Consider the following 24,812-nt stretch of genomic DNA (forward strand, 5'->3'; position numbering starts at 1 on the left):
GGCTGGCTGGAACCAATGGACGATCTGCTTATCGAATTCATCGCCGAAACGCGCGAGACGCTGGAGGCGCTTTCCGGCGAGATTGTCGCGTGGGAAGCCAATCCCGACGATCGCGCGCGACTGGATGCGATTTTCCGTTTCGTCCACACGGTAAAGGGTAGTTGCGGCTTTCTCGACCTGCCCCGGCTTGCGCGGCTCAGCCATGCCGCAGAGGACGTGCTGTCCGATGTGCGCGACGGCAAGCGGCGGCCCGATCCGCTGCTGGTCAATGCGGTACTGGCGATTGTCGACCGGATCGGCGAGATCGTCGAGGCCATCGACGCCGGTATCGCGCTGGACGATACGGGCGAGGATTATCTGATCGCGGCGCTCGCCGATGGCGGGGTTCAGCCGCAACAGGCGTCCGGCGCGGCGACCCCGGCGCAAACGCTGCGCACCGCGTCCCGGTCGGTCCGGCTCAGCGTCGAACTGCTCGACCGGATGATGAGCGGCATGTCCGACATGGTGCTCGCCCGCAACGAACTGGCCCGCCGCCTGCGCGACAGCGATGTCGATCCGGCGATCGAGGCATCGCTGGGACGGCTTTCCGCCACCGTTGCCGAAATGCGCGACACCGTGACCCGGACCCGGATGCAGAAGGTGGAGGCGCTGTTTTCCCCGCTGCCGCGCATGGTGCGCGATACCGCCGCCGCCTGTGGCCGATCGGTGACGCTGCAGATCGAGGGGTCGGAGGTCGAACTGGACCGCGAAATGATCGAGGTGATGCGCGACCCGCTGGTCCACATCATCCGCAATTCGATCGATCACGGCATCGAACCGCCCGCCGAACGCCGCCTGGCCGGCAAGCGCGAAAATGGACGCCTGACCGTGTCGGCGCGCCAATCGGGCAACCAGATCGTGATCGATGTTGCCGATGACGGCCGGGGAATCGATCCCGACCGGCTGATCGCCAAGCTGGTCCGCATGGGCCGCAGCGAACAGGAACTTCAGGCGCTGTCGCCCCGCGCCAAGCTTGACCTGGTGTTCGAACCGGGCCTGTCGACCAAGGATCAGGTGACGGAGATTTCGGGGCGCGGCGTCGGCATGGATGTGGTGCGTGCGTGCATCGAACAGATCGGTGGCCGCATCCTGCTCGACAATGCGCCGGGCCGGGGCCTGCGGGTGTCGATCCATGTGCCGCTGACCCTGTCGATCATCCCGACCATCGTCATCGGGCTTGGCGGACAGCGGTTCGCCGTGCCGCGCCAGACGATCGAGGAAATCGTGATGCTGCGCGGCGATTCCGTCCGCATCGACTGGCTGGGCGATCGCCAGATCGCCACGGTGCGCGGCCGTCGGCTGCCGCTGGTCGATCTGTGCGCGATGATGGGTCTCGGCACTTGCCGTCGGGACGATGAAGAGGGCCGGCAACTGGTCATCATCAATCTGGGCACGCTCAGCTATGTCGTTGCGGTCGATTCGGTCCTGGACAATGAGGAACTGGTCATCAAGCCGGCCGCCCCGGCCATCATGGCCTGCGGGCTGTTTGCCGGTCAGACGCTGCCCGACAACGGGGTGCCGATGCTGATCCTGGACTGTGCGGGAATCGCGACGTCGGCCGGTCTGTCGTCGACCGGCGCGCTGGCCGAAGCCGCCGATCCGGATCAGGCGGCGGCGGCCGAGCCGGGCTATGCCGCGCTCCTGGTGCATGACCTGGACGGCGCCCGGCGGCTGGTGCCGCTGGCGGCGGTCGACCGGATCGAGCAGGTCCCCATCGATGCGATCCGCACCAGTGCCGGTCGGCTGCGCATGACGATCGACGGGGCGATCATCCCGCTGTTCGTCACGGTCCCGCTTGGCGATCGCCAGCGGGTGAACGTGTTGCGGCTGCGCGATGGTGCATCGGAAATCGGCTATGCCATCGCCGAAAGCCTGGACATCGTCCGGGTGGTCGCGCCGTTGGTGCCCGCGCCCGACAGCGGCCCGGTCGCGGGCGTCACGCTGATCGACGATGAACCCGCCGAACTGATCGACCTGATCTGGCTGTTCGCCACCATGGCCGATCGAACGGCACCGGCGGACGACCGCCCGATCTGCGTGATCGGCGAGGATGCCAGCGGCTGGGCCCAGATCTTTCTGCGTCCCATGATCGAGGGGATGGGCTTTTGCGTCGTCGACCAGCTAGCCGAGCATGAGCGTGCCGACCTGCTGATCCTGACCGAGGCTCAGGCCCTGGCTCCGCTGCCTGCGGCGGCCACGGTCCTGACGCTGCGGTCGGCACCCGAACCCGATCAGTCGCGGCCGGACAGCCTGTGGCGCTATGACCGCCCGGCGCTGATGGCTGCGCTCAAATCGTCGATGCAACACAGGGGCGCACGATGACCGAACGGCTGTATCTGCTTGCGCAACTGGACGGGCGCACCGTCGCCATCGATTCGGATCAGGTGCAGTCCGTCGTCGATCTGGGCGACATCACGCCCGTGCCGTGCGTGCCCCAGCGGGTGCGCGGACTGGCGGCGCTGCGCAGCCGGGTGGTCACCGTCATCGACACGCGCGTCGCGCTTGGCCTGGACGGGCTGACGGTATCGCGTCGGGCCGTGATCCTGTCGCACGACAATCACCTCTATGCGATGCTGGTCGATACGCTGGACGATATCGTGCCGCTGCCGATGGCTGGCCTGAACGCCGCCATGCCGGTGGCGGGCACGTGGGGGCGGGTCGCCACCGGCATCGTCGATCATCTGGGCGAGCCCGTGCTGGTCATCGACCTGACGGCGATGGTGCCGCTTCAGGCCGAAGCGGCCTGATCGGCCTGACCGTTAACGCGCTGGTTACCGCAGCCGTGCCAGAACGAAAACCATAGCAGTATCGGGAAGCGTTTCATGAAATCATGTCTGGTCGTCGATGATTCCAAGGTGATCCGCAAGGTCGCGCGGCATATCCTTGAGACGCTCAATTTCGAGGTCCGCGAAGCGGGCGACGGGCGCGAGGCGCTCGAATCCTGCATGGCCACGCCGCCCGATGTCGTCCTGCTCGACTGGAACATGCCGATCATGAGCGGCATGGATTTCCTGCGGGCGCTCAAGGACAGCGGGATCGCCTCCAAGCCGAAGGTGGTGTTCTGCACGACCGAAAACGGCATGGCCTATATCCGCGCCGCGATCGAGGCGGGGGCGGACGAATATGTCATGAAGCCGTTCGACCGCGAAACGCTGCACAGCAAGCTGCAAATCGTCGGCATGGCCTGATCGACTGCTGCGACAACGGCGGAAACGACCATGCACGGGCCCAGTCATCATCGGATACAGTCGGACACCGATGGCTCGGCGGCCCGGCGAGTCCTGATCATCGATGACTCCGTCGTCGCGCGATCGGTGATCGAACGGCTGGTGCAGTCCATTCCGGGGTTTGTCATCGCCGGTGCGGTTCCGGATGCGATGCGGGCACTTCGGTTCCTGACCGAGAACCGGGTGGATGTCATCCTGCTCGACATCGAATTGCCCGGCATGGACGGGTTGACCGCGTTGCCGCGCCTGATCGAGGCGGGGGCGGGGGCCAGGGTGCTGATCGTGTCCTCTGCCGCGTCCGACGGCGCTGCGTCCTCGATCCAGGCACTGGCGCTGGGGGCTGCGGATACGCTGGTCAAACCGGGCATCGGCAGTTTTGCCGGCCGGTTCGCCGACAACCTGACCGAAAAACTGTCCAGGCTGGTCGACCGGCCTCAACTCGATGCGGTGCAGGTGCCTGTGCCTGCGCTGCCGCTGCCGCCCCAGGCCATCGGCAGTTTCGACGTGATCGCCATTGGCGCTTCCACCGGCGGTATCCATGCGCTCAGCGGGATGCTGCGGGAAATCCCGCCCGGCATGACCGCACCCATCCTGATCACCCAGCATCTGCCCGAAAGCTTCATGCCCTATTTCGCGGCCCAGCTCGCCGTGCTGGCGGGTCGGCCATGCGATGTCGCCTCCGATCACCTGCGGGTCCGTCCCGGGCGGATCGTCATCGCGCCGGGCACGGCGCACATGGTCTGCGTCAAGACCGCCGACGGGGTCGCCATCCGCCTGTCCGACAGCCCGGCGCCCAGCGGCTGCCTCCCGTCGGTCGATCCGATGTTCCATTCCATCGGCCAGGTTTATGGCGACCGGGCGCTGGCCGTGGTGCTCAGCGGCATGGGACGCGACGGCGTTCGCGGCGCGGCGGAACTGGTTGCGCGTGGTGGGCGGCTGATCGCGCAGGATCAGGCGACGTCGGTGGTCTGGGGAATGCCCGGTGCCGCCGTTCAGGCGAACCTGGCGCAATTTGTCCTGCCGCCCCAGGAAATCGGCCGCCTGATTGCCCGGCGGCGTCCCGCATGACCGTTGCTCATCCGCCGCTCGCGTCCACGCGTGCCATCACCGCCATTGCCGCCCTCCTCGAACGGCGCACCGGCCAACAGATCGCCGAATCGCGGTTGTGGCGGATCGATACGGTGTTGAAACCCGTCATGCGCAATCACGGCATCGCGACGCTGGACCATCTGGCGGCGGCGATTGCCGGAGCCCGGTCCAGTTTGGCGGACGACGTGGTCGAAGCGCTGTTGAACCACGAAACCTCGTTCTTCCGCGATGGCCCGCTGTTCGACCAGCTGGTCGATGCCGTCGCCCAGCGCGCCCGGGAAACCCCGCATCGGCGGCAGCGGATCTGGTCGGTCGGCTGTTCCTTTGGCCAGGAACCCCTGTCGCTTGCCATGCTGTTTGCCGATCATCCCGATCTGGCCGGCGCGCAATGTCCCGAAATCACCGCCACCGATGTCTCCGTCGTGGCGATCGATCGCGCGCGCGAAGGGCGCTATTCGCAGTTCGAGGTTCAGCGCGGCCTGCCCATCCGGCGGCTGATGCAGCATTTCGACAGCGGCAGCGACGATCAGGAATGGCATGCGAGCGCCGAGCTCGTCTCCCGCATCCGCTATCGCCAGCATCACGTCGCCGCCGACGAACCGCTGCCGGGCCGGTTCGATCTGATCCTGTGCCGCAACGTCCTCATCTACTTCGCCCCGGATCAGCGGCAGCGGGTGTTCGCCCGGTTGGCGGCGGCGCTGCGGCCCGACGGCTTGCTGGTGCTGGGTGCGGGCGAAACGGTGATCGGTCAGACCGATGCGCTGGTTCCCAGTACCCGCCATCGCGGCTATTACGAACTTCGCGGCGGCTGACTTGCCTTTTTCCGGTCCGCGCCGCATCCCGGCTGCGTTGGCTTTGGGAAATGCCCCGCGCAATGGACTGGATTGACTCGCCTTCGCCCAATTTCAACGATCGGCGGCTGCCGATCAGCATGATCGTGCTGCATTATACCGGGATGGCCGACGCCGACGTCGCCCTTGCCCGGTTGCGCGATCCCGATGCGCAGGTATCCGCCCATTATTTGGTCGAAGAGGATGGCCGCATCCACCGGCTGGTGGCCGAGGAGCACCGCGCCTGGCATGCCGGGCGGGCGCACTGGCGCGGCATCACCGACGTGAACAGCGCCAGCATCGGCATCGAAATCGTCAATCCGGGCCATGAATTCGGCTATCGCCCGTTTCCCGACGAACAGGTGGCGTCGGTGGTGCGGCTCGTCCATGCGATCAAGGATCGCTACGATCTGACGCGCGGCAACATCGTCGGCCATTCCGACGTAGCGCCCGCGCGCAAGATGGATCCGGGCGAACTGTTCCCTTGGGGCAAACTGGCGCGACTGCGGCTGGCACTGCCGCGTCCCACCCGCAATCTGGTCGATCCGGGCTGGTCCGATGCCGGTTTCCTGCTGGCGCTGGAACGGTTCGGCTATGACGTCGGCGATGCGCAGGCTGCCGTGACCGCGTTCCAGCGGCGGTTTCGCCCCGAAATGGTTGACGGCGTGATCGATGCCGAATGCCGGATGATCCTGCTCGCGCTATTGCTTCCCAAACCGCAGGGAGACGATTAGGGACAAAGGGGTCAGAGGGCCGGGCGGCCGCGGTCTCCGCATGTGCGGGGGGCGAGGAAAGTCCGGGCTCCACGGAACAGCGGTGCCGGGTAACGCCCGGCGGCACCGGCTTTCAGCCGGGGTCAGGGAAAGTGCCACAGAGAGCAGACGGCCACGGTTTCGACCAGGTCATGGTGAAAGGGTGCGGCAAGAGCGCACCGCGCGCCCGGCAACGGGGGCGGCACGGCAAACCCCACCGGGAGCAAGACCGAATAGGGATGCCATATGGGCCATGTTCCGGCCCGGCGTCCGGGTTGGTTGCTTGAGGCGGCGTGCAAGCGTCGTCCTAGAGGAATGGTCGCCCATCCCCGATAAGGGGTGGACAGAACCCGGCTTACAGGCCCTCTGACACCATCATGCCGCCGCCGGGCTGGTTGCCGAAAGTACGCGGTCCAGCGGGCCGAGCGCATCCAGGTCGGTTTCGGCCTCGATATCCAGCAACGGCTTGATCAGCCCGTCGCGCAGGTCATAGACCCAGCCGTGCAGGTGCAGCCGCTGGCCGCTGCCAAAGGCCGCCTGCACGATGTCGGTGCGGGCCAGGTCGAGCAACTGGTCGCGGACGTTGCATTCGACCAGCCGGTTCAGCTTGGCCTCGGCATCGGGTTCCGCCTCGATCTCGTGCCGGTGATTGGCATGGACGTCGGCTGCGTTCTTCAGCCAGTCGCCGATATGCCCCTCCGGCGCACCGTTCAGCGTCGCGTGCAGGCCGCCACAGCCATAATGGCCGCAGACGATGATGTGACCGACCTTCAACACCGTGACGGCGAATTGCAGGACGGACATGAAGTTATCGTCGGTGGTGTGGACCAGATTGGCGATGTTGCGGTGGATGAACAATTCGCCCGGCTGGGTGCGGGTGATCTGTTCCGGCGATACCCGGCTGTCCGAACAGCCGATCCACAAAACGTCGGGCTTCTGTCCCTCGATCTGGCGCCGGAAATAATCGGGATCCAGCTCGGTCAACTCCTGCGACCAGGCGCGATTGGCCAGGATCAACTGGTGATAGGTTCTCATGCGTACACCACATCCTTGGGTTCGGCCTTGATCAGGGCGGCGGCCTTGCGCGGAATGTCGCCCCGGACGAAAAGGTCGATGTTCCTGAACCGCGCGCCTTCGCTGAAGCCGTTGATGATGTCGATATTGTCGGGATCGACGAAATCGGTCGCGGTCAGGTCGATGATGACGTTCGCGCCGTCCGGCACCCGGTTGAATGCCTTTTGCAGCTCATATTTGTGGATGAAATACAGGTTGCGGCGCGCCCGGACCAGCACGTTGCCGTGCGTATCTTCGACATAGGTGACGGCCGGGCGGAAATTGCGCGCGATCACGAACACGAACCCGATGACCAGCCCGATCGCAATGCCCTTCAACAGGTCGGTGAACAGGATCGCGGCAACCGTGGCCAGGAACGGGATGAACTGCGCCCAGCCCAGTTTCCAGAACTTTGCATACAGGGCCGGCTTGTTCAGCTTGTATCCGGTCTGGATCAGGATGGCGGCCAGCACCGACAGGGGGATCAGGTTGATGATCGTCGGGATCAAAAGGACGCTCAGCAACAGCCAGAAACCGTGCATGATCGTCGATGCCTTGGACGCGGCATTGGCATCGGCGTTGGCCGACGACCGCACGATGACCGACGTCACCGGCAATCCGCCGATCAGTCCGGACACCAGGTTTCCGCTGCCCTGGGCCAGCAATTCGCGGTTCTTGTCCGTCGTCCGGCGTTCCGGGTCGATGGTATCGATCGCCTTGACGCTCAACAGCGATTCCAGGCTGGCGACCAGCGCCAGGGTGATGGCGGCCGACCAGACGGCGGGCAGGGTGATCGCGCTGAAATCGGGATAGGAGAAAAAGCTGGTGAACTCGGCGATCGATCCGGCGACCGGCACCTGCACCAGGTGCGACTGTTCGATGACCAGTCCGGGGGCGGCGGCGGCAAAGACCGCATTGGCGATGACCGCGAATGCCACGACGACCAGCGGCCCCGGCAACAGCCGCAACATGCCGTCCTTCGGCTTGTTGGCATCCCACCAGAACAGAAAGATCAGCGATATCAGGGCGACGATCGTCGCACCCCACTGAATGCTGTTCTGGATGGTGTACCAGATGGTCGACATGGTGTTCATGCCGTCCTGCTGCAGGAACGCGAAATCGCCCTCGACATCGCCGTCATAGCCCAGCGCGTGCGGAATCTGCTTCAGGATCAGGATCAGGCCGATGGCGGCCAGCATCCCCGTCGTCACCGATGTCGGCACGAATTCGCCCAGCACGCCGCCCTTGGTAAAGGAAAAGGCGATCTGCATGACGCCGGCCAGCACGACGGCCAGCAGGAACGCCTGATAGGTGGGCACGGATTCGATCGCCGTCAGCACGATCACGGTCAGCCCCGCGGCCGGGCCGCTGACCGACAAGGGCGATTTGGACAGGATCCCGACGACGATGCCGCCAACAATGCCGGCAATCAGCCCGGAAAACAGCGGTGCGCCGGACGCCAGGGCAATGCCAAGGCATAGCGGCAATGCCACCAGGAATACGACGATCGAGGCGGGGAAGTCGCGCCGCCAGTTATCGGCGAAGGAGGCGAGGGGGTTTGACATGGCGGTCCAATATCGTCGGTGGATGCGACAGGATGATGGCAGCCGCGTCGGCAGGCAAGCGATACGATCTTAAATGCCGGGCATATAGCGCACTGCTATCGAATGAATAAGGCACCCCTATACGCTGCCTTTGACAACAATGCTTGGCGATGGCGGTCGCCATGCCTATGTGCCGTCCATGGCGCGCTCGACCCGTTCCAACGACTGGGGATTTCCCCGCTGGCGCGGCTATGGTTCGTCGCGCGAGGCGCAGCCGGTGCGTCTGTGCGACCGGGATGGCTGCGACCGGCCGGGCGACCGGCCAGCGCCGAAAGCGCCGAACAATCCCGATCGCTGGTATTTCTGCGAGGATCACGCCGCCGAATATAATCGCGGCTGGAATTATTTCGAAGGATTGAACGAGGCCGAGGCCAAGGCGCGCGAGCAGGCGGAACGACGCGCCGCGAACGGTTATGCAGAGGCGTCGCATTATGCCTGGTCCGGCCCGGGCGATGGCACCCGCTCGCGCGAGGAAATGCGCGCGCTTGGCGTGCTGGAGCTTGAATCCGACGCCAATTTCGATGCGGTACGCACCGCGTGGCGGCGGCTGGCAAAGGCCAATCATCCCGACGTGCAGCCCGGCGATGCAGAGGCGGCGAAGCGGTTTCAGGCGATCCAGGCTGCCTATGAGGTGTTGCGGGCGGCAGAGGAACGGCGCCAGCCGCGGGGCGCTTCGTGAAGACGCGGGTCCGTGCCAACTGGTCCAATGCCGTCATGGTGTGCGCCAAATGCTCGAAAAAGCTGGATGGCGGGTTCGGGAAAGACGGTCGCACCCCGCTGACCAAGGCGCTGCGCAAGCATCTCGGCGCGAAAAAGGGCCGGAAAAGCCCGGTCGGTATCGTCGATGTCAAATGCCTGGGCGTCTGTCCGCGCGATGCAGTGACGGTGCTCAACGGGCGCGAACCGGGGGTGTGGAACCTGGTGCCCGCCGGGGCCGATCTGGATCAGGTCAGCCGCGAACTGGGCCTGGTTCCCGGCAAGGACCAGGCGGAATAGCGCGGATCGCCTGACCCCGCTCGTGCGGCTCAGCTCGATCCGATCACCGATGCCAACGCCGCCTGCCATCCGGCCAGCCGGGCCGCGCGTTCCGCATCGGCCAGGGCCGGGGTGAACCGGTCCGTCCGGTCCTGCATTGCCGCTGCGGCCTCGGCCAGGTCGGAATACAGGCCGGCACCCACCGCCGCCAGCATCGCGGCCCCCAATGCCGTCGTCTCCACCATCCGGGGCCGTTCCACCGGCACGTTCAGCATGTCGGCCAGGTCCTGCGCCATCCAGTCGTTGGCTGCCATCCCGCCGTCGATCCGCACGGTTTCCCAATCCGCACCGTCGGCGGCAAAGGCGGTTTTCAGGTCGTGCGCCTGATAGGCCATCGCCTCCAGCGCAGCACGGACGATGTGCGGGCGCTCGGCGGCAAAGCTCAGGCCGCTCAGTGCCCCGCGCGCCGATGGCCGCCACCACGGCGCGCCCAGGCCCGACAGGGCGGGCACGCAGTAAACCCCGGCCGTATCGGGCACCGATGCGGCCAGGTGGGCGGTATCCGCCGCGCTGTCGATCAGGCCCAGCCGGTCGCGCAGCCATTGGATCAGGCTGCCGGCGACGAAGATCGACCCTTCCAGCGCATAGGCGCGCTGGCCGCCCATCTGCCATGCGACCGTGCCGAGCAGTCGGTGGCGCGACATGGGCGGGGTGGGGCCGCTATGCGCCAGGATGAACGCGCCGGTGCCGAACGTCGCCTTGGTCTGGCCAGGGGTCAGGCAACCCTGGCCGATGGCTGCCGCCTGCTGGTCCCCGGCCAGTCCGCAAATCGGGATCGCCGGGCCGAACAGCCGCGTCTCGCCAATCCGCCCCGCACTGTCGACGATGCGGGGCAGGGCCGCGCGCGGCACGTCGAACAGGTCGATCAGCCCGTCGTCCCATGCCCCCGATCCCAGACCCATCAGCAGGGTGCGCGACGCATTGGTCGCATCGGTGACATGCGCCCCGCCGGTCAGGTGCCAGACCAGCCAGCTTTCCACCGTGCCGATGGTCAGTCGCTCGCCGGCCGCCGCCAATTGCGGCCAATGCGCCATGGCCCAGGCGATCTTGGTTCCCGAAAAATAGGGGTCGAGCAGCAATCCGGTGCGGGCGCGCACCCCCGGTTCCTCGCCGGCATCGATCAGCTTGCCGCACAGCTCGGCGCTGCGGCGGTCCTGCCACACGATGGCCGGGGCCAGCGGCTCGCCGGTGGTCCGGTCCCAGAACAGGATGGTCTCGCGCTGGTTGGCGATGCCGATGGCGGCGATGCGGTCCGCGCCGCCCGCCGCCGCGACCGCCTCGTCCGCCGCCGCCCGGGTCAGGTGCCACAGGTCGCCTGCATCCTGCTCGACGCGGCCGGGTGCCGGATAATGCCGGGGGATGGGCCGCGCCGCCTGCGCGACGACCTGGCCCGTCACGGTAAACAGCATCGCGCGGGTGGAGGTGGTGCCGGCATCCAGCACCAGGATCAGGGGATCGGACATGGCAGTCAGCTTATGCGGGATTACACCGGCTGGGAATGACGCTAGGATCGCGCCATGGATGTACGCCCGCCCGAAGCCGATCTGGATCCCGCCTTGTCCGCCACGGGCGGCGCGGCGGGGGCGCCGCCGCTGGCGCGTGCCGAACCGGATGCCGACGAAACGCGGCGAGACCGGCTGCTCGCCGGACTGACGCTGATCGCCGGGCTGGGGCTGTTGCTCGCCACGCCCTTTGCGCTGCGGGCCGGGGCGCAGTTCTTTCTGCCGCTGACGGCCGCGCTGGTGATCGCCGTGGCGCTGGTGCCGATGCTGGAATGGCTGGAGCGCCGCCGCATCCCGTCGGGCCTGGCGGCGCTGATCTGCCTGTTGCTGCTCTTGGTGGTGGCCAACGCAGCGTTGGCGTCGATCGTGGTGCCCGCCACGGGCTGGGTCCGCGAACTGCCGGTGCGGATCGAGCGGATCCAGTCGAACATCCGGCCGCTGATCGATTATTACGCGCAGCTCGAGGATTTCGTGAACCGGTTGATTGCCGAGGTGGCGGCGGCGCCCGCGCGCACTGCCGATGCAGCCGTAGGATCGCCGCCGACCTCGCTGATGGACCTTGTCGGCACCAGCGCGCCGTCCGCGCTCCTGGAGATGTTCTTCGCGATACTCGTCATCTATTTCGTGCTGTCGGGATGGAGCCGGTTGCGCGCCCGGGCCATCACCGCGCGGCAAAGCTTTGACGGGGCGATGGCCACCGCGCGGGTGATCCAGACCGTGGTCAGCGATACCTCTGCCTATCTGGGCACCATCACTCTCATCAACCTGATGCTTGGTCTGACGGTCGCGGCGGGGCTGTGGCTGATCGGAATGCCGACGCCTCTGATGTGGGGCGGGATCGTCGCGTTGCTCAACTACATCCCCTATCTGGGTCCGATCCTGGCAGCGGCGTTGCTGGCGCTGGGCGGATTGATGACGTTCAACGATCTGGTCTGGGCATTGCTGCCCGCCGCGCTGATGACGGCCGCGCACCTGATCGAGGCGAATCTGGTGACGCCGCTCGTGGTCGGTCACCGGCTTACCATCAACCCGGTGCTGATCCTCGTCTCGCTCAGCTTCTGGGGATGGGTGTGGGGCACCACCGGCGCATTGCTGGCCGTGCCGCTGCTCATCATCATCCAGACGATCCTGAACGCCGCCGGAAAGCCGGATATCGCTGGCTTTCTGTTCGAACGGGGGATGCTGGTGCGCGGCGCGCGGCGGGGACAGACCGATGATTCCGCCCCCGGTCATCAGGGTGTTGACAGGGCACCGACCCTCCCTTAGAGGCCGCGCTCTCGCAAGCGAATGCGGGTGTAGCTCAGTTGGTTAGAGCGCCGGCCTGTCACGCCGGAGGTCGCGGGTTCGAGCCCCGTCACTCGCGCCACTTGCCGCCATTGGCGGTCGGTCGGCGCGCCCCGCCATCGCGGCGAACCCCCTTAATCGACAGTATTGCGGATTGGCTCAATCGGGCCGCTGAACGGTCCGATGGCTGCGACGAATGGCATATCGGTGCCATTCGCCGACGCATCCTGCTCGCCCTTGATGCGTTGGCATCATGCGGGCGAGCAGAATCGCTTGCATCTCAATGCTTTGGATGGAGGGATTTATGGACGTCGATACGCACGAAACCGCGCAGCTGATTGCATCGGACAAGGTCGAGGGCACGGCGGTGTACAGCCCCGACGGCGAAAAGCTGGGCCATGTCGAACGCTTCATGGTCGACAAGGTGTCGGGCCGCGCCGAATATGCCGTGCTTGCCTTTGGCGGGCTGTTCGGCATTGGCCACCGCCATTACCCGCTGCCCTGGCAGGCGCTTGCCTATGATACTGCAAAGGGCGGCTATGTCGTCAGTGTCAGCCGCGAGCAGCTGGAAGGCGCGCCGTCCTACGAACAGGACGAACCGTCCTATGACCGCGCCTATGGCGAACGGGTCTATGGCCATTACGGCCTGACCTACATGTAATCCGGGATCGGGGACCGGTCAGCGCCAGCGGCCGGTCTCCATCCACATCAACAGCGGGCGCATCGGCATGATCCAGATGATGCCCGCCACCAGATAGATCACGGCCTGCACCGGCCACCACAGCATCGCGATCCAGTCGGACAGGCTGGCGATCAGCACCACCCAGACCAGAATGATCCCCATGATGGCCAGCGCGCCCACGGGTTTGCGCCAGCTTGGTGCATCATCCTGCATCGCTGTCCTCCTGATGGCGCAGCGCGCCGGCTTCGGTCACGACGGCATGCAGCGGCACGTCCCATGGATCGGTCGGCACGGCCGGCACCTGCTGCACCGACCAGGCGACGCCGATGCGCCGCGCATTGGGATAGCGGGCAAAGGCGCGATCATAATGGCCTGCCCCCTGGCCCAGCCGGTGCAGGGCGGCATCGAATGCCAAGAGCGGGGTCAGGATAAGGTCGGGGGCCAGCTCCTCGGCTCCCTCGTCGGGTTGCTTCAGCCCCATCGGCCCGTCGACCAACGGCTCGCCGGGCTGCCACGCCAGAAACCGCAAGGGCGCAGCGCGCGACGTCACATGGGGCAGGGCGATGCGGGCCTGATGCTCGGCAGCGGCGTGGATCAGCTGTTCGCAACCGGCCTCGCTGCCGATCGCGATATAGGCCGCCACCAACCGATCGCGGCGGATCATGTCGATCAGCCAGTGCGGCGCGGCGACCTGTGGCGGCCCGGCGGCGACGAATCCGTCGCGGCGGTCGCGCATCACGGCGCGCAATTCCCGCTTGCTGGCTGTCATCCGGCCCTCCGCCTGTGTGGCCGATGGAGTGGCGGAACCACCATGGGCCGTGTGCTTGAATATCCTCTGACGCCAGTTACGTCAGGTGGGAACCATGTGCATCGGACCAGGGTCCGAACAGGGACAGCTCCCTAGGAGAGTGAATCGCCTCAGGGATAATCGCTAAAGCGCGCACCGGGCAGTCCCGCCATGGTCATAGTTAGGGGCTCGTCGGCATTTCCTCAAGCTGCGATGCGATGCGCTCCAGCCGTTCGGCAATCTCGTCGACCAGCGCGGGCGGCAGGCCGGTCGGCGGATTGCGCTCTGCCTCGACCAGCTTGTCGGTCACGATCAGCGCCAGCAGCAACAGGGTGCGTTCGTTGGCGATGCCGCCGGATGCCCGGATGGCGACATCGGCATCGGCATTCAGCCGGTCGGCCAGGAGTTTCAGATGCGCCTCTTCGCCGTCGCGGCACTGGACGATATGGGTCTTGCCCGCGACGGTCAGCGATATCTGGCCCATCAGTCCTGTTCCTCCGCTGCGTCCCGCCGGGCGATCAGTCCGTCCAGCACCGCAACCGCATCGGCCATGCCCGCCTTCAGCGCGGCATGGCGCCTGGCAAGTGCCTCGGTCGCGGCGGTGCGGGCGGCGGCGGCACACTCGATCCGGGCCAGGGCGGCCTCGATCCGGGCGAGTTCGGGGGCGGGTTCGCGGTTGGGCATCCTGATCCGATAGGCGGCACGCATCCGGCTCGCAAGCCATTGCGATTGCCGCGGTGCGGCAGGTTGACGGCAGCGGACGGCGGTTCCAAAGGGGCGGGCGTTCACGACTCGCCGTCCCGGCCGGGTGCAGGGGCGGCATCCGTGCCGGGCAGTCCTGCCCATTGCGCCGCCGAAGGGAGACGAGCGAACCGATGACCGTGCAGCAAACTGCCATGGCCAATGCCATCCGAGTGCTTTCGATGGACGCAGTTCAGGCGGCCAATAGCGGCCACCCGGGGATGCCGATGGGCATGGCCGATGTCGCCACGGTCCTGTGGACCCGCTATCTGAAATTCGATGCCAGTGCGCCGAAATGGGCCGACCGCGACCGGTTCGTGCTGTCGGCGGGCCATGGCTCGATGCTGATCTACAGCCTGCTGCACCTGACCGGGTTCGAACGGCCGACGCTGGATGACATCCGCCGCTTTCGGCAGCTGCACAGCCCATGCGCCGGGCATCCCGAAAACTTCGAGCTGCCGGGCGTCGAATGCACCACCGGGCCGCTGGGGCAGGGGCTGGCGATGGGCGTCGGCATGGCGATTGCCGAGCGTCACCTGAATGCGCAGTTCGGCGACGATCTGGTCGATCACCGCACCTGGGTCGTCGCCGGCGACGGCTGCCTGATGGAAGGGATCAATCACGAGGCGATCGGCATTGCCGGCCATCTGAAACTCGGCCGACTGATCGTCCTGTGGGACGACAACAACATCACCATCGACGGCAACGTCACGCTGTCGTCCAGCGAGGATATTCCGGCACGTTATGCCGCGACCGGCTGGCACACCGTGTCCTGCGACGGCCATGACGCCGACGATATCGCCCGCGCGATCGAAGCGGCGATGGTCGACGAACGCCCCAGCCTGATCCGCTGCACCACCGTCATCGGAAAGGGTGCGCCCAACAAGCAGGGCACGAACAAGACCCACGGTGCGCCGCTGGGTGCCGATGAAGTCACCGCCACCCGGGCCGCCATCGGCTGGGACCTGGAGGCGTTTCAGGTGCCACAGGACGTGCTCGACGCCTGGACCGAGGCCGGCAAGCGCGGCCGGGGCGACCACGCTGCCTGGAACGAGCGGCTGGCGGCCCATGCCGACCGCGCCGAGTTCGAGCGGCGCATGGCAGGCGAGTTGCCCGCATCCTTCTCGATGCAGGCGCATATCGACGGCCTGCTCGCCGCCCCGCAAAAGGTGGCGACGCGAAAGGCGTCGGAACTCGCGCTCGGCGCGATCAATGCCCAGCTGCCCGAGACGGTCGGCGGATCGGCGGACCTGACCGCGTCGAATCTGACCAAGACCAAAGAAACCGAATCGCTGCTGCCCGGCAATTATGGCGGTCGCTACGTGAATTACGGGATCCGCGAATTCGGGATGGCCGCCGCGATGAACGGCATGGCGCTGCATGGCGGCGTCATCCCCTATGCCGGTACGTTCCTGGTGTTCGCCGATTATTGCCGCGCCGCCATCCGCCTGTCCGCGCTTCAGAATGCGCGGGTCGCCTATGTCATGACGCATGACAGCATCGGCGTTGGCGAGGATGGCCCGACGCATCAGCCGATCGAACAGGTGATGAGCCTGCGCCTGATCCCGCATCTCGACGTGCTGCGCCCGTGCGATGCGGTGGAAACGGCGGAATGCTGGGAACTGGCCGTCCGTCGCGCCGACGGCCCGTCGGTGCTGGCGCTGTGCCGTCAGAACCTGCCGCAATTGCGGACCGAGGCGGCTGAGAATCGCTCGGCGCGCGGTGCCTATCGCCTGCGTGCGGCCTCTGCACCGCGCAAGGTCGTGCTGATCGCCACCGGTTCCGAAGTCGCGATCGCCGTCGGCGTTGCCGAACATCTTGAAGCGGACGGCATTGGTGCCGATGTCGTGTCCATGCCCAGCTGGCTCCGTTTCGATGCGCAGGACGCGGCCTATCGCGCCGATATCCTGCCTTCGGATACGCTGAAGGTGTCGATCGAGGCGGGGGTCACATCGGGCTGGCAGCGCTATACCGGCGCGGACGGCCTGAACATCGGCATCGACCGGTTCGGCGTGTCCGGCCCTGGCGACGATGTCTATGCTTATCTTGGCCTGACCCCCGACGCCATCGCGCCAAAGGTCAAGGCGGCGCTGGGCTGATTTTGTCCGTTCAGGCTGAGCTTGTCGAAGCCTTGCCTTTCTTGGAGAAGGGCTGCGCTTCGACAGGCTCAGCGCGGACGGTTGCGGGATTGAAGGAGAATTGAGATGACCAGAATTGCGATCAACGGGTTCGGGCGCATCGGCCGGCTGGTGGCGCGCGCCATCCTGGAACGGGCCGACAGCGGGCTGGAACTGGTGACGATCAACGATCTGGCGGATGCCAAGGCCAATGCCTGGCTGTTCTCGCGCGATTCGATCCATGGCCGCTATCCCGGGGAAGTCGCTGCCGACGGCACCGACCTGATCGTCGATGGCAAGCGCATCAAGGTGACGGCGGAGCGTGATCCGGCCAACCTGCCCCACGGCGACAATGGCGTCGATCTGGTGCTGGAATGCACCGGCTTCTTTACCGACCGTGCGTCGTGCGAAAAGCATCTGGCGGGCGGCGCGAAGAAGGTGCTGATCTCCGCGCCGGGCAAGAATGTCGACCTGACCGTCGTGTATGGCGTCAACCACGACAAGCTGACCGCCGATCACACCATCGTGTCGAACGCGTCCTGCACGACCAACTGCCTGGCGCCCGTCGCCAAGGTGCTGAACGACAGCGTCGGCATCGAACGCGGCCTGATGACCACGGTGCACGCCTATACCAACGACCAGAAGATCCTGGATCAGATCCATCCCGACCTGCGCCGCGCCCGCGCCGCCGCGATGAGCATGATCCCGACCACCACCGGCGCCGCCCGCGCGGTGGGCGAGGTGCTGCCGGAGCTGAAGGGCAAGCTGGACGGCTCGGCCGTGCGCGTCCCCGTGCCCGATGGGTCGCTGATCGACCTGACGTTCCAGCCGGGCCGCGACACGTCGAAGGAAGAGATCAACGCCCTGCTGAGGGCGGCGGCCGAAGGGCCGATGAAGGGCGTGCTCGAATATAGCGAAGACCCGCTGGTTTCCGCCGATATCGTGCACACGCCGTTCAGCTCGACCATCGACAGCCTGGAAACGGCAGTGATCGACGGCAAGCTGGTCCGCGTGGTCAGTTGGTACGACAATGAATGGGGCTTCTCCAACCGGATGGTCGATACCGCCGGGGCCATGGCGAAGTTCCTGTAACGCCGATGGGCCGCATCGCCGGCATTGCCCGCCACGCCCGGTCGCGCGGCCCGATCGAGACGATCGACCGGGCCAGGATCAGCATTGCGGGCGGCATCGCCGGCGACCTGCGCGGCGCGCGCAAGCCCGGCGGCACCGGCAAGCGCCAGGTGTCGCTGATCGAGGCGGGCGACTGGGCGGCGGCAATGGTGGAGGTGGGGCACAACCTGCCCTGGTGGCATCGCCGCGCCAATCTGCTGGTCGAGGGGCTTGATCTGCCCCAGCGGCCGGGCGCGCTTCTGGCCATCGGTGACGAGGTGGTGCTTGAAATCACCGTCGAATGCGATCCGTGCACGCGCATGGAGGAAATCGCGCCGGGCCTGCGCGCCGCGCTGACCCCCGACTGGCGCGGCGGCGCGCTTGCCCGCGTGATCCGCGAGGGCGAGATTGCGGTGGGCGATGCGATCCGGGTGATCGAGAACGACACATAACGAAAACCCCGTTCAGGCTGAGCTTGTCGAAGCCTTGCCCTTCTGGCCAAAGCAGGACAGCGCTTCGACAGGCTCAGCGCGAACGGATAAACCGAGGGGCGATTAGCATGGCACGCAGTTTCAAGACGCTGGACGATATGGGCGACGTCACCGGCAAGGCGGTGCTGGTGCGTGAGGATCTGAACGTCCCCATGGCGGACGGATCGGTGACGGACGACACCCGCCTGCGTGCTGCCGTCTCGACCATCGCCGAACTGTCGGATCGCGGCGCGCGCGTGGTCGTGCTCGCCCATTTCGGCCGACCCAAGGGCCGCCCCGATCCGACCCAGAGCCTCAGCCAGGTGACCGGCGCCCTCTCCGCCGTCCTTGGCCGCGAGGTCCGCTTCATCCCCCACAGTGCCGCGCCGGAAGCGGTGGCGATGCTCCGCCCCGGCGATATCGGCTTGCTCGAGAACACCCGTTTCGATCCGGGCGAGGAAAAGAACGATCCCGAAACGGTCGCCCGCCTGGCCGCGCTCGGCGACCTCTATGTCAACGACGCCTTTTCCGCCGCCCACCGCGCCCATGCCTCGACCGAGGGGCTGGCCCGCGCACTGCCTGCCTTTGCCGGGCGTCAGATGGAGGCGGAACTGGACGCGCTCGACAAGGCGCTGGGCAATCCCGAACACCCCGTCGCCGCCGTGGTTGGCGGGGCCAAGGTGTCGACCAAGCTCGACGTGCTGAAGCATCTGGTCGCGCGCGTCGATCACCTGATCATCGGCGGCGGCATGGCCAATACCTTCCTGGCCGCGCGCGGCGTCGATGTCGGCAAGAGCCTGTGCGAGCATGACCTGACCGGCACGGCGGATGCGATCCTAGATGCGGCAGAGGCGGCCAATTGCACCGTGCACCTGCCCTATGACGTCGTGGTGTCGAAGGAGTTCGCCGCCAATCCGCCGTCCTTGCGCACCGTCAATGTGCATGAGGTGGCGGCCGACGAGATGATCCTCGACACCGGCCCCGCTGCGACCGAGGCGCTGGCGGACGTGCTCAAGACGTGCCGCACGCTCGTCTGGAACGGCCCGATGGGCGCATTCGAAACGCCGCCCTTCGATGCGGCCACTGTCGCGCTTGCCCGCACGGCGGCAGCGCTGACCAAGGAAGGGTCACTCGTCTCGGTCGCGGGCGGCGGCGATACCGTGGCTGCGCTCAATCAGGCGGGGGTCGCGGGCGACTTCACCTTCGTCTCAACGGCAGGCGGTGCGTTCCTGGAATGGATGGAGGGCAAGGCGTTGCCCGGGGTCGCCGCGCTTTCCAACTGACGGAATTGTCAGGGTGTTGCGCCGCAACAAGCTAGCGGCTATGCGCCGCTGCATACGTATGTAAGATGGAGTCGCCGGATGAGCTTCGACACGACTACAAAGATCGCCACCGGCCATGGCTTCATCGCCGCGCTCGATCAGTCGGGCGGCTCCACGCCAAAGGCGCTGGCCGGATACGGCATTGCCGATGATGCCTGGTCCTCGGATGAACAGATGTTCGCGCTGATCCACGACATGCGCGCCCGCATCATCCGCTCGCCGGTGTTCGCCGGGGACAAGGTGATCGGCGCGATCCTGTTCGAACGGACGATGGACGGCACCGTCGATAGCGTGCCGGTTCCGACCGCGTTGCTGCAAAAGGGGATCGTGCCGTTCCTCAAGATCGACCAGGGACTGGAGCCGGATACGGACGGCGTCCAATTGATGAAGCCCATGCCCGGCCTGTCCGACCTGCTGGCGCGCGCCGCATCGCTGGGCATCTTCGGCACCAAGGAGCGCTCGGTCGTCCACCTCGCCAACGCGGCAGGGATCGACGCGGTCGTTGCCCAGCAGTTCGAGATTGCGCGCCAGGTGCTGGCCGCCGGGCTCGTGCCGATCATCGAACCGGAAGTGAACATCAAATCGCCCGAGCGGGCCGATGCCGACGCACTGCTGCGCGATTCGATCCTGCGCGCGCTGGATGCGATGCCCGGCACCGACCGGGTGATGCTGAAACTGTCGATCCCGGCCCAGCCCGGCCTGTTCGATCCGCTGGTCGATCACCCCCGCGTCCTGCGCGTCGTCGCCCTGTCCGGCGGCTATGCCCGGCGCGAAGCCTGTGCTGAACTCGCCAGGAACCGCGGCATGATCGCCAGCTTCAGCCGCGCGCTGCTCGACGATCTGCGCCACGGCATGTCCGATGCCGAATTCGACGCGGCGCTCGGCCAGGCCATTGACGACATCTACGCGGCGTCGGTCGAAAAGCAGGTCGTCGCCGCATGATCCGATGCTAACGCGCTGATCCGCCGCGCCTTCACCTCACGCACAGAAATTTCGCCGTTTAGGTCGTTCGTGATATGAAACGACCGGCTGCAGGGCGCGAGTCGTGCTCGGCAGCCGGGGGGCTGTTGATGGCAGGCGGATGGATACGAGCGGCACTGGCGCTGCTTGCAGTTATGGGCGCCCTGGCGGCATCCGCCGCTCCGGCATCGGCCCAGACCTATGTCCAGGTGATCAACCGATACCGCGCGGCGGAGGGGCTGCACAGCGAAACCGGCCCGGTGACGTCCGGCCCGTTCAATCCAAGATGGTGGAGCGCGGACTGGACGTTCGAGCCCACAGGCGAGCCGAATGTCTATCGCATCGTCAATCGCCATCGCGGCTCCGTGCTGGCGGCGACGCCGGCACTGGCTCTTGCCTCCCCTGCTCTGGTTTCCCCGGGCGCGCTCTGGCAGGTCGAGGATGCGGGAAACGGCTATTACCGGATCGGCAACCGCATGGTGCAGGGCGCCTATCTGCATACCGAAAACGGGCGGCTGGAACTCGGTCCGATCCAGCCCGGCTGGTGGAGCGCGCACTGGGCGCTGAAGGGCTTTGGCGCGCAGACGGGCCGCAGCACCGAACAGAATGTTTATTATGCCCCCGATCCCGATGATCGGGGGCAGCATGGCTGGATCGCCGGGCGCGATCCGGTGATCACGGTCTATAATCCCCTCGATGGCGCGCCGTTTCTTCGCTATCGCTACATGGGCGAGCCGGGCAGTTCCGATGGCTGTTCCGGCCCCGGCGCGGCATCGGACAAGACGCGGTTCCGCTCCGCCTGCTTCGCCCATGATCTGGCTTACGACACGCCGTTCGCCGCGTTCGGCTTTCCCGCCTATGAAAGCGACGGCATGTCGCTGGGCCGCGATATCGCCGACTTCCTGTTCCTGAAGGACATGATGACGATCTGTGACGGGGACTGGACGTGCGAGGCGAGCGCGGGCTCGTTCTGGACGGCGGTGCAGGGCTTTGCCAAGGACGGTTATCGCGGCAATGCCCCGGCCACGCTGATGGAAAAGGGCGGCGTGATCGCGGTCAAGAACAATGGCGGCTATTCCGCCATCCTGCGGGTCGAATGGACTGCGCCCGATGGCTCGTCCAAGTCGACCCAGGTGGAAACGACCGCCGGCACCCAGGCGATGGTGGTGCCGCTCTCCATCGGTGCCCGCAACATCCAGATGTCGGTGGAGGCGCGCGGCGGCAAGGCGATCGCGAAAAAATCCTTTGCCGGGCCGGGGATGTACGCCTTCACCGTGACCGGCACGACGTTGGTGAACGGGATCGAGGACGGGCTGAAGGGCGGGACCGCCGCCGGTGCCTTCACGACGGTCAAGGAAGCGTTCACCGGCGGCACCGCGCCCAGCGGATTGCGCTCGATCCGGCTGCGCTCGGAGGCGGGCTATGTCAGTTCGATGGCCGTGCAGTATTTCGAGGGGACGACGATGCGCTTCGTCGCCACCGACAAGATCACGGCGGGCCTCAGCCGGGTGATCGTGCTGCCGCCGGGCACGAATTTCGACCTGCCGATCACCGTCACCATCCAGGGGGTCGGCACCGTCAAGGCCGATCCGCTGTTCAGCACCACGATCATGGGCGCGTTCCAGGGCGAGAAATGCGTCAAGGCAACCGGCACCATCTTCAACGCCGGGGGTGCGACATGCTGATCCCCCAGCCGTTGGAAAGGCAAGATGCGCAATACCATGAGAAATCGACCGACATTGACGTGGTCAAGCGGGGGGACGGGATGACAGGTTCGATATCGCTGCGGCAGATCGCCGGAATCGTCATGGCGGCACTGATCGCCAGCATCTTCGCCAGTTCCGCTGCCATGGCGCAGCAGGGCGTGCGGATCGAGAACCGATGGAAGCCGGACATGGCGGTGGAATCGCGCAACAGTCCCGTGCGGGTCGCGCCGATCGGCCCGGAATATGTCGAATCGCATTGGACGTTCGTGAAACAGGGCAACAACGCCTATTTTATTGTGCATCAGGCGACGAACCTCGTGCTGACGGCTGCGGCCCGCCCGACGCTGAAACCGTTCAACAATACCGATACCAGTCAGGTGTGGATCGTCGAAAATGTCGGCGGCTTCTACCGCATCCGGCCCGGTGCCAATGCCTTTGCCGGGCAGGCCCTGCATATCGAACGCGGCGTGCTGGAGGTCGGCGCGGTCGAGCCGGGCTGGTGGAGCGCACACTGGACGCTCAGGAACTTCAATCCGAACGTTTCCGTAGCCATGCCGCAGGCGGCGGTCGGCGCGCAGGCCGTAGCCGCGCGACAGCAAAGCGCGCCGCGGTACTACCGCGTCGTGAACCGCTATAATCAGCAGCAGGTACTGGATTGGGTGAACCCGACAGTCGGCACGAGTGCGCTGGGTGCGACCGAATGGAAATCGCTTTGGGTGTTCATACCGATCACGGTGCAAACCGCAAACGGACCCAAGGAGGCCTTTACCATCCAGACGTTCAGCAAGTCTGAAGTCATCTCCGGCGAAACACGGCCAATGCTGCGGCCGGTGAACTCGCAGAACCCGGACCCCCGGACGCTGTGGTTTGTCGAGCAGTCCGGCAAGTTCGTCCGCATCCGCAATGTAGCGGCGCCCGACAGATATCTGAATATCGAGCCTGGCAGTTTGGATTACGGCGCCATCCAGCCCGGGTGGTGGAGTGCCGACTGGATCTTGGAGCCGTACGATCCCGAGACGACGGCGCGCCTCATCAATACCCGCGAGGCCGCCAATCCCCAGCCGCAGCCGAAGCCGCCAGCCACCGCCACCCCGGCGGTGGCCGGGCCAACGCAGGCCGCCCGCTATTACCGCGTCGTCAATCGCTACAACCAGCAACACGTGCTTGACTGGGTGAACCCGACGGTCGGCACAAGCGCGCAGGGGCCGACCGATTGGAAATCCTTGTGGGTGTTCATCCCGATCACCGTTCAAATCGCAAATGGTCCCAAGGAGGCCTTTACCATCCAGACATTCAGCAAGCCTCAGGTCATCTCCGGCGAAGCACAGCCCATGCTGCGGCCGATGAATGCCCAGAATCCGGACCCCCGGGCGCTGTGGTTTGTCGAGCAGTCCGGCAAGTTCGTCCGCATCCGCAATGTGGCGGCGCCCGACAGATATCTGAATATCGAACCTGGCCGGTTGGAATACGGCGCCATCCAGCCCGGGTGGTGGAGTGCCGACTGGATCCTCGAACCCTATGATCCCGATGCGACGGCGCGGATCATCAACGAGCGGGACGCCGCCGCGAATCCATAGCGCCATGCGCTGCTGGTGCCTTTCGCCCCGTGCTTTGGCGCGGTAGGGAGCGGCATGATCGACGATATCGACCCGCTTGGCCCGCTCGACCCCGACTTTGCCGCGCAGTTCGTGCGCGACGACAGGCGGCCGCCGTGCCAGCTCTATCTGATCTCGCCGCTCGATGTCGGTGGAGCGTTCCCCGACCGGCTGGCACGTGCGCTCGATGCCGGGCCGGTCGCCGCCTTCCAGTTCCGCGTAAAGGGGTTGGACCAGCATCAGGCCGCGCGGCTGGCCGAGCCGCTCCAGCGCATCTGCGCCGATCGCGACGTCGCCTTCATCGTCAACGACAGCGTCAGTCTCGCCAAAAGGCTGGGCGCTGACGGCGTGCATCTGGGGCAGGGGGATGACGACCCGCGCGAGGCGCGCGCCGTCCTGGGTCCGCAGGCTCAGATCGGCGTCACCTGTCACGACAGCCGCCACCTCGCGATGGAGGCCGGGGAGGCTGGGGCCGATTATGTCGCCTTCGGGGCGTTTTATCCCACGACCACCAAACAGGTCCGGCACGTGCCCGATCCGGTGATCCTGTCCTGGTGGTCCACCGTGTTCGAGCTGCCCTGCGTCGCCATCGGCGGCATCACGCCGGCCAATGCCGCGCCGCTGGTGGCGGCGGGGGCCGACTTCCTGGCGGTCTGTGGCGCGGTCTGGAACGGCGATGAGGCGGCGGCGGTCGCGGTCTTTCAATCTGTGCTGGAAATGTAGGATTTCGCCTGCTCTGCTGACGGGATGAACCCCCTGCCGTCAGCATCATCCGTCTCCGGCCCGCACCGCGAAACCGTCAACCGATCTCGTGTAAACCGCTTCATTTCGTCAAAAGCGTCAACCCCTTTGTCAACCGGGCGCTGTCGACCGCTAAACGCGCACCCGGTGGGGGGTGATTTCATGG

At 66.2% G+C, this 24,812-nt stretch carries 25 protein-coding genes, 1 tRNA gene and 2 other RNA genes; 20 read left to right on the plus strand and 8 right to left on the minus strand.

The window, feature by feature from the left end; all coding sequences use genetic code 11:
* Positions 1-15: 15 nt before the first annotated feature.
* From ACPVPU_RS08115 to rnpB, 7 genes are all read left to right on the plus strand, one after another.
* Entirely contained in the window at positions 16-2,361 is a 2,346-nt protein-coding gene (locus tag ACPVPU_RS08115; RefSeq protein ID WP_448657428.1) for a chemotaxis protein CheA, read from the plus strand.
* A complete protein-coding gene (locus tag ACPVPU_RS08120) occupies positions 2,358-2,786 on the plus strand; it encodes a chemotaxis protein CheW (RefSeq protein WP_448657429.1) in 429 nt (142 codons plus the stop codon). Before ACPVPU_RS08115 ends, ACPVPU_RS08120 begins: the two co-directional genes overlap by 4 nt.
* 75 nt (positions 2,787-2,861) lie before the next feature.
* Positions 2,862-3,227, plus strand: coding sequence for a response regulator (locus ACPVPU_RS08125; protein WP_448657430.1), 366 nt, complete (start codon positions 2,862-2,864; stop codon positions 3,225-3,227).
* A 30-nt stretch (positions 3,228-3,257) separates the two neighbouring features.
* Positions 3,258-4,334 carry a chemotaxis-specific protein-glutamate methyltransferase CheB gene (gene cheB, locus ACPVPU_RS08130; protein ID WP_448657431.1) on the plus strand — a complete coding sequence of 359 codons (1,077 nt, stop codon included), beginning with the start codon at positions 3,258-3,260 and terminating at the stop codon, positions 4,332-4,334.
* Entirely contained in the window at positions 4,331-5,167 is an 837-nt protein-coding gene (locus ACPVPU_RS08135) for a CheR family methyltransferase (RefSeq protein ID WP_448657432.1), read from the plus strand. The genes cheB and ACPVPU_RS08135 overlap by 4 nt, the downstream gene beginning before the upstream one ends.
* A 62-nt stretch (positions 5,168-5,229) precedes the next feature.
* Positions 5,230-5,919, plus strand: a complete 690-nt coding sequence (locus ACPVPU_RS08140) for an N-acetylmuramoyl-L-alanine amidase (protein ID WP_448657433.1) — start codon at positions 5,230-5,232, stop codon at positions 5,917-5,919.
* Positions 5,920-5,930: 11 nt separating this feature from the next.
* Positions 5,931-6,311, plus strand: an RNA gene (rnpB, locus tag ACPVPU_RS08145) — RNase P RNA component class A.
* Between the two features lies 1 nt (position 6,312).
* Here rnpB and ACPVPU_RS08150 read toward each other — a convergent pair.
* On the minus strand, positions 6,313-6,972 hold the full coding sequence (locus ACPVPU_RS08150; protein ID WP_448657434.1) for a carbonic anhydrase: 660 nt from the start codon (positions 6,970-6,972) through the stop codon (positions 6,313-6,315).
* Positions 6,969-8,555, minus strand: a complete 1,587-nt coding sequence (locus ACPVPU_RS08155) for a SulP family inorganic anion transporter (protein WP_448657435.1) — start codon at positions 8,553-8,555, stop codon at positions 6,969-6,971. The genes ACPVPU_RS08150 and ACPVPU_RS08155 overlap by 4 nt, the downstream gene beginning before the upstream one ends.
* A gap of 178 nt (positions 8,556-8,733) precedes the next feature.
* Between ACPVPU_RS08155 and ACPVPU_RS08160 the strand changes: the two genes are divergently transcribed.
* Positions 8,734-9,273, plus strand: coding sequence for a J domain-containing protein (locus ACPVPU_RS08160; protein WP_448660448.1), 540 nt, complete (start codon positions 8,734-8,736; stop codon positions 9,271-9,273).
* Positions 9,270-9,590 (plus strand): (2Fe-2S) ferredoxin domain-containing protein, encoded by a 321-nt coding sequence (locus tag ACPVPU_RS08165; RefSeq protein ID WP_448657436.1) that lies wholly within the window; start codon positions 9,270-9,272, stop codon positions 9,588-9,590. The genes ACPVPU_RS08160 and ACPVPU_RS08165 overlap by 4 nt, the downstream gene beginning before the upstream one ends.
* A gap of 29 nt (positions 9,591-9,619) precedes the next feature.
* On the opposite strand, the gene ACPVPU_RS08170 is transcribed toward ACPVPU_RS08165, so the two are convergent.
* Positions 9,620-11,092 (minus strand): FGGY family carbohydrate kinase, encoded by a 1,473-nt coding sequence (locus ACPVPU_RS08170; protein ID WP_448657437.1) that lies wholly within the window; start codon positions 11,090-11,092, stop codon positions 9,620-9,622.
* A 54-nt stretch (positions 11,093-11,146) separates the two neighbouring features.
* On the opposite strand from ACPVPU_RS08170, the gene ACPVPU_RS08175 reads away from it, so the two are divergent.
* From ACPVPU_RS08175 to ACPVPU_RS08185, 3 genes are all read left to right on the plus strand, one after another.
* The gene (locus tag ACPVPU_RS08175) at positions 11,147-12,397 is read left to right on the plus strand and encodes an AI-2E family transporter (protein WP_448657438.1); all 1,251 of its coding nucleotides are present in this window, start codon (positions 11,147-11,149) and stop codon (positions 12,395-12,397) included.
* 23 nt (positions 12,398-12,420) lie between these two features.
* A tRNA-Asp gene (locus ACPVPU_RS08180) sits at positions 12,421-12,497 on the plus strand.
* 222 nt (positions 12,498-12,719) lie between these two features.
* The gene (locus tag ACPVPU_RS08185) at positions 12,720-13,076 is read left to right on the plus strand and encodes a PRC-barrel domain-containing protein (RefSeq protein WP_448657439.1); all 357 of its coding nucleotides are present in this window, start codon (positions 12,720-12,722) and stop codon (positions 13,074-13,076) included.
* Positions 13,077-13,094: 18 nt separating this feature from the next.
* Here the strand turns inward: ACPVPU_RS08185 and ACPVPU_RS08190 are convergent, their stop codons facing one another.
* The 5 genes from ACPVPU_RS08190 to ACPVPU_RS08210 form a co-directional block, all read right to left on the minus strand.
* Positions 13,095-13,310, minus strand: coding sequence for a DUF2842 domain-containing protein (locus ACPVPU_RS08190; protein ID WP_448657440.1), 216 nt, complete (start codon positions 13,308-13,310; stop codon positions 13,095-13,097).
* A complete protein-coding gene (locus ACPVPU_RS08195) occupies positions 13,300-13,866 on the minus strand; it encodes a 5-formyltetrahydrofolate cyclo-ligase (RefSeq protein ID WP_448657441.1) in 567 nt (188 codons plus the stop codon). Before ACPVPU_RS08195 ends, ACPVPU_RS08190 begins: the two co-directional genes overlap by 11 nt.
* A 30-nt stretch (positions 13,867-13,896) precedes the next feature.
* Positions 13,897-14,054, minus strand: a non-coding RNA gene (gene ssrS, locus ACPVPU_RS08200) — 6S RNA.
* Between the two features lie 11 nt (positions 14,055-14,065).
* The gene (locus ACPVPU_RS08205) at positions 14,066-14,368 is read right to left on the minus strand and encodes a cell division protein ZapA (protein ID WP_448657442.1); all 303 of its coding nucleotides are present in this window, start codon (positions 14,366-14,368) and stop codon (positions 14,066-14,068) included.
* Positions 14,368-14,568 carry a hypothetical protein gene (locus ACPVPU_RS08210; protein WP_448657443.1) on the minus strand — a complete coding sequence of 67 codons (201 nt, stop codon included), beginning with the start codon at positions 14,566-14,568 and terminating at the stop codon, positions 14,368-14,370. The genes ACPVPU_RS08205 and ACPVPU_RS08210 overlap by 1 nt, the downstream gene beginning before the upstream one ends.
* Positions 14,569-14,759: 191 nt before the next feature.
* On the opposite strand from ACPVPU_RS08210, the gene tkt reads away from it, so the two are divergent.
* The 8 genes from tkt to thiE all read left to right on the plus strand — a co-directional run bounded on the left by tkt (position 14,760) and on the right by thiE (position 24,628).
* The gene (gene tkt / locus ACPVPU_RS08215; RefSeq protein ID WP_448657444.1) at positions 14,760-16,724 is read left to right on the plus strand and encodes a transketolase; all 1,965 of its coding nucleotides are present in this window, start codon (positions 14,760-14,762) and stop codon (positions 16,722-16,724) included.
* A gap of 105 nt (positions 16,725-16,829) precedes the next feature.
* Positions 16,830-17,834, plus strand: a complete 1,005-nt coding sequence (gene gap / locus ACPVPU_RS08220) for a type I glyceraldehyde-3-phosphate dehydrogenase (protein WP_448657445.1) — start codon at positions 16,830-16,832, stop codon at positions 17,832-17,834.
* Between the two features lie 5 nt (positions 17,835-17,839).
* Positions 17,840-18,304, plus strand: coding sequence for an MOSC domain-containing protein (locus tag ACPVPU_RS08225; protein WP_448657446.1), 465 nt, complete (start codon positions 17,840-17,842; stop codon positions 18,302-18,304).
* Between the two features lie 107 nt (positions 18,305-18,411).
* Positions 18,412-19,605: a phosphoglycerate kinase gene (locus ACPVPU_RS08230; protein WP_448657447.1), complete on the plus strand. Its 1,194-nt coding sequence runs from the start codon at positions 18,412-18,414 to the stop codon at positions 19,603-19,605.
* A gap of 78 nt (positions 19,606-19,683) precedes the next feature.
* Positions 19,684-20,586, plus strand: coding sequence for a fructose bisphosphate aldolase (locus ACPVPU_RS08235; RefSeq protein ID WP_448657448.1), 903 nt, complete (start codon positions 19,684-19,686; stop codon positions 20,584-20,586).
* Between the two features lie 128 nt (positions 20,587-20,714).
* On the plus strand, positions 20,715-22,289 hold the full coding sequence (locus ACPVPU_RS08240) for an RICIN domain-containing protein (RefSeq protein WP_448657449.1): 1,575 nt from the start codon (positions 20,715-20,717) through the stop codon (positions 22,287-22,289).
* An 80-nt stretch (positions 22,290-22,369) separates the two neighbouring features.
* A complete protein-coding gene (locus tag ACPVPU_RS08245) occupies positions 22,370-23,887 on the plus strand; it encodes an RICIN domain-containing protein (RefSeq protein ID WP_448657450.1) in 1,518 nt (505 codons plus the stop codon).
* A gap of 54 nt (positions 23,888-23,941) precedes the next feature.
* Positions 23,942-24,628 carry a thiamine phosphate synthase gene (gene thiE / locus ACPVPU_RS08250; protein WP_448657451.1) on the plus strand — a complete coding sequence of 229 codons (687 nt, stop codon included), beginning with the start codon at positions 23,942-23,944 and terminating at the stop codon, positions 24,626-24,628.
* Positions 24,629-24,812 lie beyond the last annotated feature (184 nt).

Source organism: Sphingomonas paludis (assembly GCF_053502515.1).

What these genes read in the sequence shown, in the direction of transcription:
- ACPVPU_RS08150 (WP_448657434.1), bottom strand. Translation starts at nt 6,972, where the DNA reads ATGAGAACCTATCACCAGTTGATCCTGGCCAATCGCGCCTGGTCGCAG.
- ACPVPU_RS08195 (WP_448657441.1), bottom strand. Translation starts at nt 13,866, where the DNA reads ATGACAGCCAGCAAGCGGGAATTGCGCGCCGTGATGCGCGACCGCCGC.
- ACPVPU_RS08235 (WP_448657448.1), top strand. Translation starts at nt 19,684, where the DNA reads ATGAGCTTCGACACGACTACAAAGATCGCCACCGGCCATGGCTTCATC.
- ACPVPU_RS08175 (WP_448657438.1), top strand. Translation starts at nt 11,147, where the DNA reads ATGGATGTACGCCCGCCCGAAGCCGATCTGGATCCCGCCTTGTCCGCC.
- ACPVPU_RS08125 (WP_448657430.1), top strand. Translation starts at nt 2,862, where the DNA reads ATGAAATCATGTCTGGTCGTCGATGATTCCAAGGTGATCCGCAAGGTC.
- thiE (WP_448657451.1), top strand. Translation starts at nt 23,942, where the DNA reads ATGATCGACGATATCGACCCGCTTGGCCCGCTCGACCCCGACTTTGCC.
- ACPVPU_RS08185 (WP_448657439.1), top strand. Translation starts at nt 12,720, where the DNA reads ATGGACGTCGATACGCACGAAACCGCGCAGCTGATTGCATCGGACAAG.
- ACPVPU_RS08170 (WP_448657437.1), bottom strand. Translation starts at nt 11,092, where the DNA reads ATGTCCGATCCCCTGATCCTGGTGCTGGATGCCGGCACCACCTCCACC.
- ACPVPU_RS08120 (WP_448657429.1), top strand. Translation starts at nt 2,358, where the DNA reads ATGACCGAACGGCTGTATCTGCTTGCGCAACTGGACGGGCGCACCGTC.
- ACPVPU_RS08245 (WP_448657450.1), top strand. Translation starts at nt 22,370, where the DNA reads ATGACAGGTTCGATATCGCTGCGGCAGATCGCCGGAATCGTCATGGCG.
- ACPVPU_RS08140 (WP_448657433.1), top strand. Translation starts at nt 5,230, where the DNA reads ATGGACTGGATTGACTCGCCTTCGCCCAATTTCAACGATCGGCGGCTG.
- ACPVPU_RS08190 (WP_448657440.1), bottom strand. Translation starts at nt 13,310, where the DNA reads ATGCAGGATGATGCACCAAGCTGGCGCAAACCCGTGGGCGCGCTGGCC.
- ACPVPU_RS08205 (WP_448657442.1), bottom strand. Translation starts at nt 14,368, where the DNA reads ATGGGCCAGATATCGCTGACCGTCGCGGGCAAGACCCATATCGTCCAG.
- ACPVPU_RS08225 (WP_448657446.1), top strand. Translation starts at nt 17,840, where the DNA reads ATGGGCCGCATCGCCGGCATTGCCCGCCACGCCCGGTCGCGCGGCCCG.
- ACPVPU_RS08115 (WP_448657428.1), top strand. Translation starts at nt 16, where the DNA reads ATGGACGATCTGCTTATCGAATTCATCGCCGAAACGCGCGAGACGCTG.
- ACPVPU_RS08240 (WP_448657449.1), top strand. Translation starts at nt 20,715, where the DNA reads ATGGCAGGCGGATGGATACGAGCGGCACTGGCGCTGCTTGCAGTTATG.
- ACPVPU_RS08135 (WP_448657432.1), top strand. Translation starts at nt 4,331, where the DNA reads ATGACCGTTGCTCATCCGCCGCTCGCGTCCACGCGTGCCATCACCGCC.
- ACPVPU_RS08210 (WP_448657443.1), bottom strand. Translation starts at nt 14,568, where the DNA reads ATGCCCAACCGCGAACCCGCCCCCGAACTCGCCCGGATCGAGGCCGCC.
- ACPVPU_RS08230 (WP_448657447.1), top strand. Translation starts at nt 18,412, where the DNA reads ATGGCACGCAGTTTCAAGACGCTGGACGATATGGGCGACGTCACCGGC.
- gap (WP_448657445.1), top strand. Translation starts at nt 16,830, where the DNA reads ATGACCAGAATTGCGATCAACGGGTTCGGGCGCATCGGCCGGCTGGTG.
- ACPVPU_RS08160 (WP_448660448.1), top strand. Translation starts at nt 8,734, where the DNA reads ATGGCGCGCTCGACCCGTTCCAACGACTGGGGATTTCCCCGCTGGCGC.
- ACPVPU_RS08155 (WP_448657435.1), bottom strand. Translation starts at nt 8,555, where the DNA reads ATGTCAAACCCCCTCGCCTCCTTCGCCGATAACTGGCGGCGCGACTTC.
- tkt (WP_448657444.1), top strand. Translation starts at nt 14,760, where the DNA reads ATGACCGTGCAGCAAACTGCCATGGCCAATGCCATCCGAGTGCTTTCG.
- cheB (WP_448657431.1), top strand. Translation starts at nt 3,258, where the DNA reads ATGCACGGGCCCAGTCATCATCGGATACAGTCGGACACCGATGGCTCG.